The organism is Kitasatospora sp. P5_F3 (assembly GCF_054049135.1).
Genome location: NZ_JBFUMY010000006.1, coordinates 21,298 through 38,299, shown reverse-complemented (window position 1 = coordinate 38,299; position 17,002 = coordinate 21,298). Strand labels below are relative to the sequence as shown.

General features: G+C 72.3%; 16 protein-coding genes and 1 tRNA gene. 15 read left to right on the top strand and 2 right to left on the bottom strand.

Annotated features, from left to right (window positions below):
* The first annotated feature begins 2 nt into the window (after positions 1–2).
* The 7 genes from ACXJMZ_RS04615 to ACXJMZ_RS04585 all read left to right on the top strand — a co-directional run bounded on the left by ACXJMZ_RS04615 (position 3) and on the right by ACXJMZ_RS04585 (position 7,747).
* Complete coding sequence (locus ACXJMZ_RS04615) at positions 3–419, top strand: hypothetical protein (protein WP_457028693.1); 417 nt, start codon at positions 3–5, stop codon at positions 417–419.
* A gap of 75 nt (positions 420–494) precedes the next feature.
* Complete coding sequence (gene metG / locus ACXJMZ_RS04610) at positions 495–2,114, top strand: methionine--tRNA ligase (protein WP_457028692.1); 1,620 nt, start codon at positions 495–497, stop codon at positions 2,112–2,114.
* Entirely contained in the window at positions 2,114–2,983 is an 870-nt protein-coding gene (locus ACXJMZ_RS04605) for a TatD family hydrolase (protein WP_457028691.1), read from the top strand. Before metG ends, ACXJMZ_RS04605 begins: the two co-directional genes overlap by 1 nt.
* A 50-nt stretch (positions 2,984–3,033) precedes the next feature.
* Positions 3,034–3,912: a 16S rRNA (adenine(1518)-N(6)/adenine(1519)-N(6))-dimethyltransferase RsmA gene (gene rsmA, locus ACXJMZ_RS04600; protein ID WP_457028690.1), complete on the top strand. Its 879-nt coding sequence runs from the start codon at positions 3,034–3,036 to the stop codon at positions 3,910–3,912.
* Complete coding sequence (locus ACXJMZ_RS04595) at positions 3,912–4,829, top strand: 4-(cytidine 5'-diphospho)-2-C-methyl-D-erythritol kinase (protein WP_457028689.1); 918 nt, start codon at positions 3,912–3,914, stop codon at positions 4,827–4,829. The genes rsmA and ACXJMZ_RS04595 overlap by 1 nt, the downstream gene beginning before the upstream one ends.
* Before the next feature lie 74 nt (positions 4,830–4,903).
* Positions 4,904–5,890, top strand: coding sequence for an aldo/keto reductase (locus ACXJMZ_RS04590; protein WP_457028688.1), 987 nt, complete (start codon positions 4,904–4,906; stop codon positions 5,888–5,890).
* Between the two features lie 66 nt (positions 5,891–5,956).
* Positions 5,957–7,747 (top strand): ABC-F family ATP-binding cassette domain-containing protein, encoded by a 1,791-nt coding sequence (locus ACXJMZ_RS04585; RefSeq protein ID WP_457028687.1) that lies wholly within the window; start codon positions 5,957–5,959, stop codon positions 7,745–7,747.
* Positions 7,748–7,755: 8 nt separating this feature from the next.
* Here the strand turns inward: ACXJMZ_RS04585 and ACXJMZ_RS04580 are convergent, their stop codons facing one another.
* Positions 7,756–7,944, bottom strand: a complete 189-nt coding sequence (locus tag ACXJMZ_RS04580; RefSeq protein ID WP_457028686.1) for a hypothetical protein — start codon at positions 7,942–7,944, stop codon at positions 7,756–7,758.
* Positions 7,945–8,087: 143 nt separating this feature from the next.
* Here ACXJMZ_RS04580 and ACXJMZ_RS04575 point away from each other — a divergent pair, with 143 nt between their 5' ends.
* From ACXJMZ_RS04575 to ACXJMZ_RS04540, 8 genes are all read left to right on the top strand, one after another.
* Positions 8,088–9,392, top strand: coding sequence for an MFS transporter (locus ACXJMZ_RS04575; protein ID WP_457028685.1), 1,305 nt, complete (start codon positions 8,088–8,090; stop codon positions 9,390–9,392).
* A gap of 91 nt (positions 9,393–9,483) precedes the next feature.
* Positions 9,484–9,559: transfer RNA gene (locus ACXJMZ_RS04570), tRNA-Thr, on the top strand.
* 176 nt (positions 9,560–9,735) lie between these two features.
* Complete coding sequence (locus ACXJMZ_RS04565) at positions 9,736–10,404, top strand: response regulator transcription factor (protein WP_457028684.1); 669 nt, start codon at positions 9,736–9,738, stop codon at positions 10,402–10,404.
* 87 nt (positions 10,405–10,491) lie between these two features.
* Entirely contained in the window at positions 10,492–11,577 is a 1,086-nt protein-coding gene (galT, locus tag ACXJMZ_RS04560) for a galactose-1-phosphate uridylyltransferase (RefSeq protein ID WP_457028683.1), read from the top strand.
* Positions 11,574–12,536 (top strand): UDP-glucose 4-epimerase GalE, encoded by a 963-nt coding sequence (galE, locus tag ACXJMZ_RS04555; RefSeq protein ID WP_457028682.1) that lies wholly within the window; start codon positions 11,574–11,576, stop codon positions 12,534–12,536. Before galT ends, galE begins: the two co-directional genes overlap by 4 nt.
* Positions 12,533–13,663, top strand: a complete 1,131-nt coding sequence (galK, locus tag ACXJMZ_RS04550; RefSeq protein ID WP_457028681.1) for a galactokinase — start codon at positions 12,533–12,535, stop codon at positions 13,661–13,663. The genes galE and galK overlap by 4 nt, the downstream gene beginning before the upstream one ends.
* Positions 13,664–13,885: 222 nt before the next feature.
* Positions 13,886–14,749 carry a LuxR C-terminal-related transcriptional regulator gene (locus ACXJMZ_RS04545; protein ID WP_457028680.1) on the top strand — a complete coding sequence of 288 codons (864 nt, stop codon included), beginning with the start codon at positions 13,886–13,888 and terminating at the stop codon, positions 14,747–14,749.
* Between the two features lie 55 nt (positions 14,750–14,804).
* Entirely contained in the window at positions 14,805–16,340 is a 1,536-nt protein-coding gene (locus tag ACXJMZ_RS04540) for a polysaccharide biosynthesis protein (RefSeq protein ID WP_457028679.1), read from the top strand.
* A gap of 132 nt (positions 16,341–16,472) precedes the next feature.
* Here the strand turns inward: ACXJMZ_RS04540 and ACXJMZ_RS04535 are convergent, their stop codons facing one another.
* Positions 16,473–16,967 carry a MarR family winged helix-turn-helix transcriptional regulator gene (locus tag ACXJMZ_RS04535; RefSeq protein ID WP_057228027.1) on the bottom strand — a complete coding sequence of 165 codons (495 nt, stop codon included), beginning with the start codon at positions 16,965–16,967 and terminating at the stop codon, positions 16,473–16,475.
* Positions 16,968–17,002: the final 35 nt, after the last annotated feature.

Below are 17,002 nucleotides of genomic sequence, written 5' to 3'. Positions count from 1 at the left end.
TCATGAGCGACACGATCGGCAGTCCGACGACCTCTGGCAACACGCCGAGCACGACCAGCCCGCACACGCCGGTGGAGAGCGTCCGTGAGGCGTACTCGTTCGCCTGCCTGAGCTGCGGCTACGGGTGGGAGCAGGGCTACCGGATCGAGCACCACGTGGCCCGGGACGGGCACACCGTGATCGAGTACTACGCCAACGGCGTCCGGGTGCCCTCGCCGCTGCTCAAGCCGACCTGCCCGGGCTGCGGCGGGCACACCGTGCGGATCATGCGGGAGGGCCGGGTCGCCTCGGCCGAGCACTCCTGGCACCACGCGCCGGGCTACGCCGGCCGCGCCGAGCCGGAGCACCCGCTGCCCACCCGGCTGCCGCACCGCTCGTTCGGCACCTGGCTGCGCTCGCTGATCGGCCGCACGAGCTGACCCGCTCCCCGGAGGAGCCACCCCCGAACTAATCGAGTCGAGGGTGGTTCCTTCGCGCCGCTAAGATTTCCGACCATGGCGGCCACTGCAGACCACAGCACCACCGAGGCATCGAACTCGGCCTACTACGTCTCCACCCCGATCTACTACGTGAACGATCGCCCGCACCTGGGCCACGCGTACACCACCGTTGCCGGGGACGTCCTCACGCGTTGGCACCGCCAGCGCGGGGAGAAGGTGTGGTACCTGACCGGTACCGACGAGCACGGCCAGAAGATCATGCGGACGGCGGACACCCACGGGGTCACCCCGCAGCAGTGGTGCGACAAGCTGGTCGAGGAGGAGTGGAAGCCGCTCTGGCAGCACCTCAACGTGGCCAACGACGACTTCATCCGGACCACCCAGCAGCGGCACACCGACCGCGTTCAGGAGTTCGTCCAGGGGCTCTTCGACAAGGGCGAGATCTACAAGGGCGGTTACGAGGGCCCGTACTGCGTCGGCTGCGAGGAGTACAAGATCCCGGGCGAGCTGCTGCCCGGCGCCACCGCGGACGAGAAGCTCTGCCCGGTGCACAAGAAGCCGGTCGAGTGGCTGGAGGAGGAGAACTACTTCTTCCGGCTCTCCGCGTACGGCCCGAAGCTGCTGGAGTTCTACGCCCAGAACCCCGATTTCATCGCGCCCGCCTCGGCCCGCAACGAGGTGCTGCGCTTCGTCGAGCAGGACCTCAAGGACCTCTCGATCTCCCGCTCCACCTTCAACTGGGGCATTCCGCTGCCCTGGGACGAGAAGCACGTCCTGTACGTCTGGGTGGACGCGCTGCTGAACTACATCACCGCCGCCGGGTACGGCGCTGACCCGGAGCGGTTCGCCGAGCTGTGGCCGGCCTCGGTGCACCTGGTCGGCAAGGACATCCTGCGGTTCCACGCGGTGATCTGGCCGGCCATGCTGATGGCCGCCGGGCTGCCGCTGCCCAAGCGGGTGGTCGCCAACGGCTGGCTGATGGTCGGCGGCGAGAAGATGAGCAAGTCCAACCTGACCGGCATCTCGCCGCAGCAGCTCACCTCGCACTTCGGGGTGGACGCGTACCGCTACTACTTCCTGCGGGCGATCCCGTTCGGCACCGACGGCTCGTTCTCCTGGGAGGACTTCTCCGCCCGGTACACCTCCGAGCTGGCCAACGACTTCGGCAACCTGGCCTCCCGGGTGGCGGCCATGGTCGGCAAGTACTACGACGGTGCGCTGCCCGCCGCGACGGCGGCCGGTGCGGCCGAGCAGGCCGTCGCCGACGGGCTGGTGACGGCCACTCAGCTGGCGGACCGGAAGATCGGCGAGGAGCTGGACTTCGCGGGCGGCATCGCGGCCGTCTTCGAGTTCATCAAGCAGGTCAACGGCTACCTCACCGAGCAGGAGCCGTGGAAGGTGGCCAAGGACGAGTCGGCCGAGGGCCAGGCCCGCCTCGCCACCATCCTGTACACCGCCGCCGAGGCGCTGCGGGCGACCGCCGTGCTGCTCAACCCGCTGATGCCGGCCACCGCCGAGAAGCTCTGGGAGTCGCTCGGCGCGGAGCCGGAGCTCGGCCCGCTGGCCGCGCAGACCATCGCCACCGTCGCCGACTGGGGCCGCCTGCCGGTGGGCGCCACGGTGACCAAGGGCGAGATCCTGTTCCCCCGCCTGGAAGAGAAGCCCGCAGCCTGATGGCCGACGACCGCTCGACCCCGCCGCCGCTGCCCGTCCCCCTCGGGGTGCCGGTCGCCGACTCGCACACCCACCTGGACATGCAGTCCGGCACCCCCGCCGAGAGCCTGGCCAAGGCCGCCTCGGTGGGGGTGACCACCGTGGTCCAGGTGGGCTGCGACGTGGCCGGCTCCCGCTGGGCGGCCGAGCTGGCGGCGGAGTTCGAGCAGGTCCACGCGGCCGTCGCGCTGCACCCCAACGAGGCGCCCCGGCTGGTGCTCGGCGACCCCGACGGCTGGTCGGGGCAGAAGCGGGCAGCGGGCGGCTCGCCCGCGCTGGAAGCCGCGTTGGCCGAGATAGACCGCCTCGCGGCGCTGCCGCAGGTGCTCGCGGTCGGCGAGACCGGCCTGGACTACTTCCGGACCGGGCCCGAGGGCGTGGACATCCAGAAGGAGTCGTTCCGCCGGCACATCGAGATCGCCAAGCGGCACGGCAAGGCGCTGGTGATCCACGACCGGGAGGCGCACCAGGACGTGATCGACGTCCTGCTGGCCGAGGGCGCCCCCGAGCGCACGGTCTTCCACTGCTACTCCGGCGACGCCGAGATGGCCAAGGTCTGCGCCGAGCACGGCTGGTACCTGTCCTTCGCCGGGCCGGTCACCTTCAAGGCCAACCAGCCGCTCCGGGACGCGCTGCTGGCCACCCCGCTGGACCGGGTGCTGATCGAGACCGACGCGCCGTTCCTCACCCCGCACCCGTACCGGGGCCGCCCCAACGCGCCGTACCTGATCCCGATCACCCTGCGCTCGATGGCGGCGACCCTGGGCCTGTCCGACGACGGCCTCGCCACGGCGATCGCCGCCAACACGGCCCGCGCCTTCGGATACTGAGACCCACCCACCAACGGCCGGAGGGTCTCTGCGCCTCGTATCCTTGGGGGGTGAACAGCGACCCCACCCCCACGGCCGACAGCTTCCTGCTCGGCGCCTCCGACATCCGTGAGCTGGCCGCCACGCTCGGGGTGAAGCCCACCAAGCAGCGCGGGCAGAACTTCGTCATCGACGGCAACACCGTGCGCCGGATCGTCCGCGCGGGCGGGGTGACGGCCGAGGACGTGGTGGTCGAGGTCGGGCCCGGGCTCGGGTCGCTGACGCTGGCGCTGCTGGACGTGGCGAAGCACGTCACGGCGGTGGAGATCGACCCGCTGCTGGCGCGGCACCTGCCGACCACGGTCGCCGCCCGGCTGCCCGAGCGGGTCAAGGACTTCGACCTGGTGCTCCGGGACGCGATGGAGGTCACCGAGCTGCCCGGCCCGCCGCCCACTGCGCTGGTCGCCAACCTGCCGTACAACGTGGCCGTACCGGTGCTGCTGCACATGCTGGCCACCTTCCCGACCATCGAGCGCACGCTGGTGATGGTGCAGAGCGAGGTCGCCGACCGGCTCGCCGCCAAGCCGGGCAACAAGGTGTACGGGGTGCCCTCGGTCAAGGCCAACTGGTACGCCGAGGTGAAGCGGGCCGGGGCGATCGGCCGGAACGTCTTCTGGCCCGCACCGAACGTGGACTCCGGCCTGGTCTCGCTGATCCGCCGTCAGCCGCCGCAGACCACCGCCACCCGCAAGGAGGTGTTCGCGGTGGTGGACGCCGCCTTCGCGCAGCGTCGGAAGACCCTGCGGGCCGCACTGTCCGGCTGGGCCGGCTCCCCGGCCGCGGCCGAGCAGGCGCTGGCCGCCGCCGGGATCGACCACAAGCTGCGCGGCGAGATGCTCACGGTCGAGCAGTTCGCCGCGATCGCCGAGCACAAGCCGAAGGACGTCTGATGGTCACGGTCCGGGTGCCCGCCAAGGTCAACGCGCAGCTCGGGGTCGGCGGCCTGCGGGCCGACGGCTTCCATGACCTGGCCAACGTGTTCTTCGCGGTCGCGCTCGGCGACCAGGTGACGGCCCGTCACGGCGAGGGCGTCATCCTCACCTGCACCGGGCCGGACGCCGCCTCGGTCCCGCTGGACGACAGCAACCTGGCCGCCCGTGCGGCCCGGCTGCTCGCCGCCCACCACGGCATCGAGCCGCACGTCGCCCTGCACATCGACAAGTCGATCCCGGTCGCCGGCGGGATGGCGGGCGGCAGTGCCGACGGTGCGGCCGCGCTGGTCGCCTGCGACGCGCTGTGGGGCCTGGACACCCCGGCCGAGGTACTGCACGAGCTGGCTGCCGAGCTGGGCTCGGACGTGCCGTTCGCGCTGCTCGGCGGGGTCGCGCTGGGCCGGGGGCGGGGCGAGATCCTGGAGCCGCTGCCGGTCACCGGTACGTTCCACTGGGTCTTCGCGGTGGCCGACGGCGGGCTCTCCACCCCGGCGGTGTTCCGCGAGTGCGACCGCCTGCGGGTCGAGGCGGGCACCGGCTGCACCGAGTCCGAGGTGGCCACCCCGGACGCCGACCCGGCGCTGCTGGCCGCGCTGGCCGCCGGTGACCCGGTGATGCTGGCCAAGGCGCTGACCAACGACCTGCAGTCCGCCGCCGTCTCGCTCCGCCCCTCGCTCGCCGACACCCTGCGCGCGGGCACCGAGGCGGGCGCACTGGCCGCGCTGGTCTCCGGCTCGGGGCCGACCACCGCCTTCCTGGTCAAGGACGCCGAGTCGGCCGAGGCGGTCGCCGCGGCGCTGCTGGCCTCCGGTACCTGCCGGGCGGCGCACGCCACGTACGGCCCGGTTCGCGGTGCAGAGGTCCAGACCAGTTGACCTAGAGTGCACTCCAGGATCCAGACTCCTGCTCAGCGCCCGCAGTTGACGGGCCGTGAGACGGGGAGACTGGCATGCAGTACCGCACGATCGGCACCGACCCGAAGACCCGCCGCGAGGTCAGCGTGCTCAGCCTGGGCGCCATGCTGATGGGCACGCTGACCGACGAGGCCACCTCGTTCGCCGTGCTGGACCGCTACGTCGAGGCGGGCGGCACCTTCATCGACACCTCCAACAACTACGCCTACTGGATCGACGGCAGCCAGGGCGACGCCAGCGAGCTGCTGGTCGGCCGCTGGCGGCGCAGCCGGGGGGTCACCGACGAGGTGGTGATCGCCACCAAGCTCGGCGCCCGCCCGCTGGCCCCGGGCACCGGCTACGTGGACAACGGCGCGGGCCTGTCCGCCCGGGCGATCCGGGAGCAGGCCGAGCAGAGCCGCGAGCGACTCGGGGTCGACAAACTGGACCTGCTGTACGCGCACGTCGAGGACACCAAGGTGCCGCTGGCGGAGACCGTCGAGGCGTTCGGCGCGCTGGTGGGCGAGGGCACGGTGGGCCTGCTGGGCGTCAGCAACCACTGGTCCTGGCGGGTCGAGCGGGCGCGCAACCTGGCGGCGCGGGCCGGGCTGCCGGGGTACGAGGTGCTCCAGTACAGCCACAGCTACTTCCGCCGCCGGGCCGACCTGCCGGGCGCCCTCACGGTCGACGGTGACCAGGGCGTGGTCAACGGTGACCTGCTCAGCTACGTGCGGGAGGACCCGGCGCTCACCCTGGTGGCGTACTCGCCGCTGCTCGGCGGCGGCTACACCCGGCCGGACAAGCCACTCGGCCCGGTCTTCGACCACGCGGGCACCCGGGCCCGCCGGACCGTCCTCGTCCAGGTCGCCGCCGAGACCGGAGCCACCGTCAACCAGGTGGTGCTGGCCTGGCTGATCGGCGGCGAGGTCCCGGTGGTCCCACTGGTCGGCGCCTCTTCGGTGGCCCAGCTGGACGAGAGCCTGGCCGCGCTCGACCTGGAGCTGTCGGCCGAGCAGCGCGACCGGCTGGACAGCTCCGGCTGAGCACCCCACTAGGCTGGAGGCCCCGGGACGTCTCCCGGCCTCTCTAGTTCCAGGAGCGCAGCTGCAGTGGCCGTCAATCTCGCCACCATCGAGTCCGTCAGCAAGGTCTACGGCACCCGGGCCCTGCTCGACGGGGTCACCCTCGGCGTCAGCGAGGGGGACCGGATCGGCGTGGTCGGGCGGAACGGCGACGGCAAGACCACGCTGATCCGGATGCTGGCCAAGCTGGAGGAGCCGGACAGCGGCCGGATCACCCACTCCGGCGGCCTCCAGCTCGCGGTGCTCACCCAGCACGACTCGCTGGACCCGAAGGCGACCATCCGGCAGGAGGTCATCGGCGGGCGGGCCGACCACGAGTGGCTCGGCGACTCCCGGATCCGCGACATCATCCAGGGCCTGTTCGGCGGTCTCGACCTGCCCGGTTTCCCGCAGGGCCTGGACACCGTGATCGGCCCGCTCTCCGGTGGCGAGCGCCGCCGGATCGCGCTGGCCCAGCTGCTGCTCGGCGAGCACGACCTGGTCGTGCTGGACGAGCCCACCAACCACCTCGACGTCGAGGGCATCGCCTGGCTGGCCAAGCACCTGCAGAACCGCCGCTCGGGCCTGGTCTGCGTGACCCACGACCGGTGGTTCCTGGACCAGGTCTGCACCCGGATGTGGGACGTCCAGCGCGGCGAGGTCCGCGAGTACGAGGGCGGCTACTCCGACTACGTCTTCGCCCGCGCCGAGCGCACCAGGGCCGAGGCCACCGAGGAGCAGAAGCGGCAGAACCTGGCCCGCAAGGAGCTGGCCTGGCTGCGCCGCGGCGCCCCCGCCCGGACCTCGAAGCCGCGCTACCGGATCGAGGCCGCCAACGCCCTGATCGCCGACGTGCCGGAGCCCCGGGACAAGAGCGAGCTGATGAAGTTCGCCAACGCCCGGCTCGGCCGGACGGTCTTCGAGCTGGAGGACGTCACCGTCAAGGCCGGCCCCAAGCTGCTGCTGGAGAACCTGACCTGGAACCTCGGCCCCGGCGACCGGATCGGCCTGCTCGGCGTCAACGGCGCGGGTAAGACCTCGCTGCTGCGGGCCATGCAGGCCGCCCACGCGACCCAGGGTGACGTGCAGCCCGCGTCCGGTGTGATCAAGGTCGGCAAGACCGTCCGGCTGGCCTACCTCTCCCAGGAGATCGCCGAGCTGGACCCGGCGACCCGGGTGCTCCAGGCCGTCGAGCAGATCCGCGGCCGGGTCGACCTCGGCAAGGGCCGGGAGATGAGTGCCGGTCAGCTCTGCGAGCAGTTCGGCTTCACCAAGGACAAGCAGTGGACGCCGGTCGGCGACCTCTCGGGTGGTGAGCGGCGTCGGCTCCAGCTGCTCCGGCTGCTGATGGACGAGCCCAACGTGCTCTTCCTCGACGAGCCCACCAACGACCTGGACATCGAGACGCTCAACCAGCTGGAGGACCTGCTCGACGGCTGGCCGGGCTCGATGGTGGTCATCAGCCACGACCGGTTCTTCATCGAGCGGACCACCGACACCGTGCACGCGCTGCTCGGCGACAAGCGGCTGCGGATGCTCCCGAAGGGCGTCGACGAGTACCTGGAGCGGCGGGCCAAGATGGTCGAGCAGGCCGTCCCGGCGTCGCTCGCCGCCCCGGCCAGGCCGGTCGGGGACAGTCGGGCGGTGAAGAAGGAGATGCAGAAGCTGGAGCGCCAGATCGTCAAGCTGGACGCCCAGGAGGTCAAGCTGCACGCCCAACTCGCCGAGCACGCAGCCGACTTCGCGAAGATCTCCGACCTGGATGCTCAGCTCCGCAAGGTCCGCGAGGACAAGGAGGAGCTGGAGCTCGCCTGGATGGAACTCGCCGAGCAGGAGTAGACACCGGCTCAGCGGAAGCTGCGCACCGTCAGTCCGAGCGAACACGCGGCGACGACCGCGCCGGGTATCGGCCAGCCGATCGAGCCGCCCTCGTGACAGAGGGTCAGCCCCCGGTCCAGCAGGAAGAATCCGAGCGCCAGGCCGAGCACCGGAAGGACTCGGAAGAGGACACCACGATTGCTGAACAGCTCCTGCATGTCCGGTCCTTTCCTGCCAGGAGCGCACACCATACCGCCAGGTACCGGGACATGCACCACCCCGGCGGGCGCTCGGGACCGCGCTCCGGGATCACCCGGCTGACCGCTGTCCCGGCAGGTGGGGCCGCCGCAAGGGTGGGGTCATGACTTCCTCTCCTCCGGCGCTCCGCCGGGTGGCGGCGGCCGCCATGGTCGGCACCACGATCGAGTACTACGACTTCTTCAGCTACGGGACGGCGGCCGCGCTGGTCTTCGGCCAGGTGTTCTTCCCCGGCCTCGGTGCGGCCGGCGGGCTGCTGGCCGCCTTCTCGGTGTACGCGGTGGCGTTCCTGGCCCGGCCGGTCGGCGCGGTGCTGTTCGGTCACTACGGCGACCGGCTCGGCCGGAAGACCACCCTGGTCGGCTCGTTGCTGCTGATGGGGATCTCCACCGCGCTGGTCGGGCTGCTGCCCGGGTACGGGGCCTGGGGGATCTGGGCGCCGGTGCTGCTGGTGTTCCTGAGGTTCTGTCAGGGCATCGGCCTGGGTGGCGAGTGGGGCGGCGCGGCGCTGCTGCTGGCCGAGCACGCCCCGCCTGAGCGGCGCGGGCGGTACGGCGGGTACCTCCAGCTCGGCCCGTGTGCCGGCTTCTTCCTGGCCAACGCGGTCTTCCTGGCGCTCTCCGAGGGGCTGAGCCGGTCGGCGTTCCTCAGCTGGGGCTGGCGGGTGCCGTTCCTGGCCTCGGCCGCGCTGGTGGCGTTCGGGCTGTTCGTCCGGCTGCGGGTGGCCGAGTCGCCGGTGTTCCGGGAGCAGCCGGAACGGGCCCGGGTGCCGGTGGTCGAGCTGCTCAGGGAGCACGGGCGGACGGTGCTGCTCGGCGGCCTCTCGATCACCGTCGGGTACACGCTGTTCTACCTGACCACCACCTACGCGCTGGCGTACGCGACCGGTGAACTGGGCCTGGCCAGTGGCCTGGTGCTCGGTCTGCTGCTGGCCGGGGCGCTGGTCATGGCGGGCACGGTCTGGTTCAGCGCGGGGCAGGGCGACCGCTGGGGCCGTCGGCGGACCCTGGTCGCCACGACCTCGCTGGCCACCGGCTGGGCGCTGGTGCTCTTCCCGCTGCTGGAGACGGCCAGGCCGGTCCTGGTCGGGGTGGCGCTGATCGGCGCGATGGCCGTGCTCGGGCTGCACTTCGGGCCGGTCGCCGGGTATCTGCCGGAGCTGTTCCCGACCCGGCTGCGGTACACCGGCGTGGCGCTCGGCTACAACCTCGGTGGGGTGGTCGGCGGGGCCACCGCACCGCTGGTCGCCACCCGGCTGAACAGCGCCTACGGCACCGCCGTCCCCATCGGCTGGTACGCGGCCGGGGTGGGCGTGATCTCGCTGCTCAGCCTGCTGGCGCTGCCCGAGACCCGGGGGCGCGACCTGGCCGCCGTCCGTCGCCGGGGGCCGGTGGCCGAGCCCGGCTGACGGGCCGTCGGGCGGGGAGCGGAGCGGCGGCCGGACCGGATTTCCCGTACCGGCCGATCACCGTGTAATGTCTTCCTCGTTCGACCGGTTCGCCCCTATAGCTCAGTCGGTAGAGCGTCTCCATGGTAAGGAGAAGGTCTGCGGTTCGATTCCGCATGGGGGCTCCAGTCACAGAAGGCTCCCGCCACTTCGGCGGGGGCCTTCGGTGTTTCCTGAGGGCGTGGCCCGACCCGCCCGCGCTCTGGCGGGCCGGGGCCGAATGCGCTCTGATGGTGCGTCACGGCGGCCCGCCGGGTACGGACGGGGTGCGGGGGGCGCGGCCGGACGGGGAGTGGAGGGCGCCATGGGCGTTCGGCTCGTGGTGGTCGACGACCACAGACTGCTCGCGGAGACGCTGGCCGCCGCGCTGGCGCTGCGCGGGCACCGGGTGCTCGCGATCGGCTCGCCGGCCCGGGCGGTGGCCGAGTCGGTGGCCGGACGGCGGCCCGAGGTCTGCCTGTTCGGGGTGTCGGGGCCGGGTGCGCCGGACGCCTTCGAGCCGCTGCGGCGGCTGCGCCGGGAGCGGCCGGAGATCGCGGTGGTGGTGCTCGGCCCGGTCGGCGAGCCGGGCCGGGTGGCGGCGGCGTTCGCGGCCGGTGCGGCGGGGTACGTCCGCAGCGACGAGCGGATCGAGGGGGTCGAGCGGGCGATCGCGCGGGTCAGGGCGGGGGAGGCGGCGGTCGCGGTCGAGGTGCTGCAGGGCGCCTTCGAGCGGGTGCTCCGCCCGATGGCCGAGCCGGACGACGACGCGGTCCGGCTGCTCGGGGCGCTGACCCGGCGGGAGGTCCAGGTGCTGATCCGGATCACCGAGGGCCAGGACACCACCGCCATCGCGGCCGGAATGGGCATCGCTCCGAGCACCGCCCGCACCCACGTCCAGCGCGTCCTGATGAAGCTCGGCGCCCGTACTCGCCTGGAAGCCACCGCCCTCGCGGTCCGTACCGGCCTGCTGGAGCGCATCACGCGGAACTGAGGACGGCGGCCTTTAACCCGTGGACTGTTGACTGATGTGTGTTTCTGTTTGATTATGTGAGCGCAGAGCACATCGGAAGGCGGAGCCGTGCAGAAGACCACGACCAAGCTCGCGGACGGCCGCGAGCTCATCTACTTCGACGCGGAGGAGACCGCCGACCGGGCCTTCACCGACCTGCGTCCGCTGGAGGCCACCGCCGCGCTGTCGGAGGTCCGCCGCGACCCGGTCACCGGCGACCACGTCACGGTCGCGGCGCACCGCCAGGGCCGGATCTACCACCCCCCGGCCGACGAGTGCCCGCTCTGCCCGTCCAGGGACGGCCGCCTCAGCGAGATCCCGGCGCCGGAGTACGAGGTGGTGGTCTTCGAGAACCGGTTCCCCTCGCTCGCCCTCGGCGCCGCCGCCGAGGTGGAGCCGGACGCCACACCGCTGCGCGAGCTGACGCCGGGTGTCGGCCGCTGCGAGGTGGTCTGCTTCACCGCCGACCACCAGGCCTCGTTCGCCGACCTGAGCGAGCCGCAGGCCCGCCTGGTGCTGGACGCCTGGACCGACCGGACGGCCGAACTCTCCCTGCTGCCGGGCGTCGAGCAGGTCTACTGCTTCGAGAACCGGGGCGCCGAGATCGGCGTGACGCTGGCCCACTCGCACGGCCAGATCTACGCCTTCCCGTTCGTCACCCCACGCACCGTCAGGATGCTCGCCCGGGCCGACGAGCACCGCGCCGCCACCGGCCGCAACCTGTCCGAGGACCTGCTCGCGGCCGAACTGGCCGATCCCGTACGAGTGGTGCTCCGGGGCGAGCACTGGACGGCGTTCGTCCCGTTCGCCGCCCGCTGGCCGTACGAGGTGCACCTGTACCCGAACCGCCGGGTGGCCGACCTGACCGGGCTGACCGAGCCGGAGCGGACCGAGTTCCCGGGGATCTACCTCGAACTGCTGCGCCGCTTCGACCGGTTGTTCGATGGCAGCGCGCCGACCCCGTACATCGCGGCCTGGCACCAGGCGCCCGCCCGGCACCGCACCGAGCTGGCACTGCATCTGGAGCTGTTCACGATCCGTCGTACGGTAGGCAAGCTCAAGTTCCTGGCCGGCGTCGAATCCGGCATGGACGCATTCATCAACGATGTGTCGCCGGAGTCGGCGGCCCATCGCCTGCGGGAGGTCGCAACATGAGTAAGTACCTGGTCACCGGTGGCGCCGGCTACGTCGGCAGTGTGGTCACCGCGCACCTGCTGGAGGCGGGCCACCAGGTCACCGTGCTCGACGACCTCTCCACCGGCTTCCGCGAGGGTGTGCCGGCCGGGGCCGAGTTCGTCCGGGGCCGGATCCAGGACGCGGCCGAGGTGCTCGACTCCTCCTTCGACGGTGTGCTGCACTTCGCCGCCTGCTCGCAGGTCGGCGAGTCGGTCGCCGACCCGGAGAAGTACTGGCGCAACAACGTGGCCGGTTCGCTGGAGCTGATCAGCGCGATGCGCAAGGCCGGCGTCGGCAAGCTGGTCTTCTCCTCCACCGCCGCCGTCTACGGCGAGCCGGAGGAGGTGCCGATCGCCGAGACCGCCCGCACCTCGCCGACCAACACCTACGGCGCCACCAAGCTCGCGGTGGACCACCTGATCACCAGTGAGGCGGTCGCGCACGGCCTCGCCGCGGTCTCGCTGCGCTACTTCAACGTGGCCGGGGCGTACGGCGCCTATGGCGAGCGGCACGACCCCGAGTCGCACCTGATCCCGCTGGTCTTCCAGGCCGCCCTGGGCGAGCGCCCGCACATCGCGGTCTACGGCGAGGACTACCCGACCCCGGACGGCACCTGCATCCGCGACTACATCCACGTCGCCGACCTGGCCGACGCGCACCTGCTGGCGCTGGACGCCGCCAAGCCCGGTGAGCACCTGATCTGCAACCTCGGCAACGGCAGCGGCTTCTCGGTCCGCGAGGTGATCGAGTCGGTGAAGCGGGTGACGGGCCGGGAGATCCCGGTCGTGGTCGCCGACCGCCGCCCCGGCGACCCGGCCGTCCTGGTCGCCTCCGCCGCCCGCGCCCACCAGGCACTGGGCTGGACCCCCCGTCGTGCCGACCTGGACGAGATCGTCAAGGACGCCTGGCAGTTCACCTTGGAGAAGAAGAACGCATGACCGACTTCCAGTCCGTCCACGGCGCCGCCCCGACCGGGGTCTGGGCGGCGCCCGGCCGAGTCAACCTGATCGGCGAGCACACCGACTACAACGACGGGTTCGTGCTCCCGATCGCCCTGCCGCACACCACCAGGGCGGCCGTCCGGCTGCGCACCGACGGCCTGTTGAGGCTGTGGAGCGAGCAGGGCGACGGCAGGGTGACCGAGCTGGACGTCGCCGGGCTGACCCCCGGCGCCGTGGAGGGCTGGGCCAAGTACCCCGCCGCAGTGGTCTGGGCGCTCCGCGAGGCCGGGCACCAGGTCGGTGGCGCGGACTTCTGGTTCGACAGCGACGTGCCGACCGGGGCGGGCCTGTCCTCCTCCGCCTCGCTGGAGTGCGTGGTCGCCACCGCCTACCGCGACCTGTACGAACTGGACCTGGACGCGGCCGCGTTGGCGCTCCTCGCGCAGCGGGCCGAGAACGACTTCGTCGGCGTCCCGTGCGGTGTGATGGACCAGATGGCCTCGATGTGCTGCGCCGAGGGCGGCGCGCTCTTCCTGGACACCCGGGACCTGGCGCAGCGTCAGGTCCCGCTCGACCTGGCGGGCCGGGGCCTGCGTCTGCTGGTGATCGACACCCGGGTCAAGCACGACCTGGCCGACGGTGCGTACGCCGCCCTGCGGGCCGGCTGCGAGCGGGCCGCCGGGCTGCTCGGGCTGCCCGCCCTGCGCGACCTCGACCAGGCAGGACTGCCCGCCGCACTGGCTGCGCTGCCCGATGAACTCCGGCCGCTGGTCCGGCACGTGGTGACCGAGAACGCCCGGGTCGAGCAGGCGATCGCGCTGCTGGACGCGGACGACCTGACCGGGCTCGGCCCGGTGCTGACCGCCGGGCACGCCTCGCTCCGGGACGACTACGGGGTCTCCTGCCCGGAGACCGACCTCGCGGTCGCGGCGGCGGTCGAGGCCGGTGCACTCGGCGCCCGGATGACCGGCGGCGGCTTCGGCGGCTCGGTGATCGCCCTGGTCGACGCCGAACGGCTGGACGGCATCGCGGCCGCCGTGACCGGTGCCTTCAAGGCCGCCGGGTACGCCGACCCGCGCACCTTCACCGCCACCCCGGCCGCCGGAGCCCGCCGGCTCGGCTGAGTCCCCAGCACAGCGCCCCGGACCGACCCAGCGTCGGCCCGGGGCGCTGTCATGTCCGGACAACTACGGGGTGAATGACGAAACTTCACCAAATCCCCACCGATTCACTGCCCGCTTCCGTACGCTGAGTCCCGCAGGGAACCGGGGGGCAGAAGTGGGCGAGCCCGCCGCAGTGGCCCCGGCAGCCGGTGGGGGCCGGCACCCGAGCAGGGGGGAACGACGATGGGACGGGTTCGCGTCCTGGTGGTCGACGACCACCGGATCTTTGCCGAGGCGCTGGCGGCCACCCTGGCCGCCGAGGCGGACGTCGAGGTCGGTGTGGCCGGGAGCGCGGCCGGAGCCGAGCACGCCCTGGAGCGGGCCGCCGCCGAAGGACGGGCCTTCGACGTGATCCTGATCGACGCAGACCTGGGCCCCGCGAGCACCGCCGTCCTCCGCCGTCCCCGTCAACCAGCCGAGCCGGAAGGGCAGTTCGGCCGCGCACCGGCACCCAGGAGGCCGCCCGTACTGCTGCCCGCAGGCCCGCTCAGGCCACCGGCAGGGCCGGTCGCCGACGGCCTGCCACTGCTGGCCAGGGCCTGCCGGACCTATCCCGAACTGCGCGCCGTGGTGCTGGCCCGCGAGGACGACCCGCGCCGGGCCGTCCGGGCCCTGCAGGCCGGCGCCTGCGGCTGGGTCGCCAAGGACAGCTCGCTGCCGCGCCTGATGGCCGTGATCCGCGGCGTCCTGCGCGACGAGACCCACCTGCCACCCGCCCTGCTCACCGGGGTGGTACGGGAGTTGACCGCCGCCCGGCGGGACCGGACGGAGAGCGAACGGCTGGTGGAGAGCCTCACCCCCCGGGAGGAGGAGGTGCTCCGCTGCATGGTCGCCGGGCTCGGCCGGCAGGCCGTGGCCGAGCGGCTCTACCTCTCCCCGCACACCGTCCGCACCCATATGCAGAACGTGCTCGGCAAGTTGGGGGTGCACTCCACCCTCGCCGCCGTCGCGGTGGCCCGGCGGGCGGGCGTCAGCCCCTCCGAACCGGCCGCACCACCCACCCCGCGCACCACCCCAACCGTCGCCACAGGCCCCGGCGCCGGCTGACCAGCCCCCCAAGCCCAGGTACCGACATCGTCAGGTCAGGGAATTCGGAGGACACATGTCGCCGTACAACAATGCCGCACGCCTGAATCCGGCCAACCATCCACTCCAGGAGGGCGGTTCGGGTCTGCGGACGATCGTGGTCGGAGCCGGTTCGGCCGGCACCGCACTGGTCCGCGACCTCGATCGGACGCCCGACTTCGGGCTGCTCCCGGTCGGACTGCTGGACGACGATCCGCTGAAGGCCGGTCAGCTGGTCAGTGGCGCACCGGTACTCGGAACGCTCGTCGAACTGACCGAACTCGCCGTCCGGCACCGGGCCCAGGTGGTGGTGCTGGCCATCCCCGGCCTGGCCCACCAACGGGTCCGCCAGCTCGCCACCGCCGCGGCGGCGGCCGGTGCCTCGGTCCGCTACCTGCCGTCCTTCCTGTCCGCGCTCCGCCGCGAGGTGGTCGGCTCCGACCTGCGCAGCCTGGACGTCAACCGGCTGATCGGCCGGCACGAGGTGCACGTGGTCTCCTCGGACGTCCGGGCCGTGATCGAGGGCCGCCGGGTGCTGGTCACCGGCGCGGGCGGCTCGATCGGCAGTGAACTCTGCCGCCAGCTGCACGCCTTCGGACCGGCCGAGCTGTACATGCTCGACCATGACGAGTCCAACCTGCACCGGCTCCAACTGGACATCTGGGGCGAGGCGTTGCTCACCGACGACTCGCTGGTGATCGCCGACATCCGGGACCGGCCGAGAATCCAGCAGATCTTCCGCGACCTCAAGCCCGAGGTGGTCTTCCACGCCGCCGCCCACAAGCACCTCCCGCTGCTGGAGCGGCACCCCTCCGAGGCCGTGAAGTCCAACGTGCTGGGCACCGACAACCTGGTCGAGGCGGCGCTGGCCACCGGCGTCGAGCGGTTCGTGCTGATCTCCACCGACAAGGCGGCCGACCCGACCTCGGTGCTCGGCGCCAGCAAGCGGCTGGCCGAGCTGATCGTGCAGGCCAACGCCAGGGACGCCCGCAACCTCGGTACCGGGGTCTTCTCGGCGGTCCGGTTCGGCAACGTGCTCGGCTCGCGGGGCTCGCTGCTGTCCGTACTGGCCGAACAGCTGCGCAGCGGAAGCCCGGTGACGGTTACTCACCCCGATGTGACCCGGTTCTTCATGACCATCGAGGAGGCGGTCGGCCTGGTGCTGGAGGCCGGGCGGATGGCGCACGGCGGGGAGGTGTTCGTGCTGGACATGGGCGAGCCGGTGCGGATCGTCGACCTGGTGCACAACTTCGCCCGGCAGGTGCAGCTGGAGGCGGAGGAGGTGGAGATCCGGTACACCGGCCTGCGGGCCGGGGAGAAGCTCAACGAGGCGCTGTTCTCCGAGGGCGAGGTACGTCTCCCCACCGCACACGCCCGGATCTACGCCACCGTCGCCGACCACTCGGCCGGCCCCGAGGACCTGGCCGGCGGCCTGACCGGCCTCTACCAGGCCGCAGCGGGCAACTCCGACGCCGAAGTCCGCCGCCGCCTCGCCGAACTCCTCCCGGGCTACCGCACCCCCGAAGCCCAGCCCGTCCCGGCCCTCAGCAGCCCCTACCCGGACGGCTTCTGACTTTCGGCAGGTGCTCCGGTCCTACGGTCCAGGGGCTCGGGGAACTGCGACGCCGACCTCGGAACAGGTGATCCGCGCGTAGGTGGTCAGGCACTTTCGCAGTGACCCGAGCCCCGAGCGACCTGCAGAAAGCTAACCGGCGCGGTCGAACGGTGTCACCAACTGGCGGAGCAGACTGGCGAGTTCGGTCTGCTGGTGACCCGTCAGTTCGGCCAGCAGGGCCCGCTCGTGGGCCAGCAGGCCGGCCAGTGCCTCGTCGGCGCGGTCGCGGCCGTCCTCGGTCAGCCGGACCAGGACCCCGCGCCGGTCGTCGGGGTCGGGCAGCCGCTTGACCAGGCCCTTGCCGGTGAGCCGGTCGATCCGGTTGGTCATGGTGCCCGAGGTGACCAGGGTCTGGGTGAGGAGCTGACCGGGGGAGAGCTGGTACGGGGAGCCGGCCCGGCGCAGGGCGGTCAGCACGTCGAACTCCCATGGCTCCAGGCCGTGCTCCGCGAAGGCTGTGCGACGGGCCCGGTCCAGGTGCCGGGCGAGCCGGCTGACCCGGCTGAGTACCTCGAGCGGGGACACGTCGAGGTCGGGGCGCTCGCGGCGCCATGCAGCGACCAGCCGGTCGACCTCGTCCTCCATGTGGATCAGTGTAGCCACGGGTGTGTCGATATGAA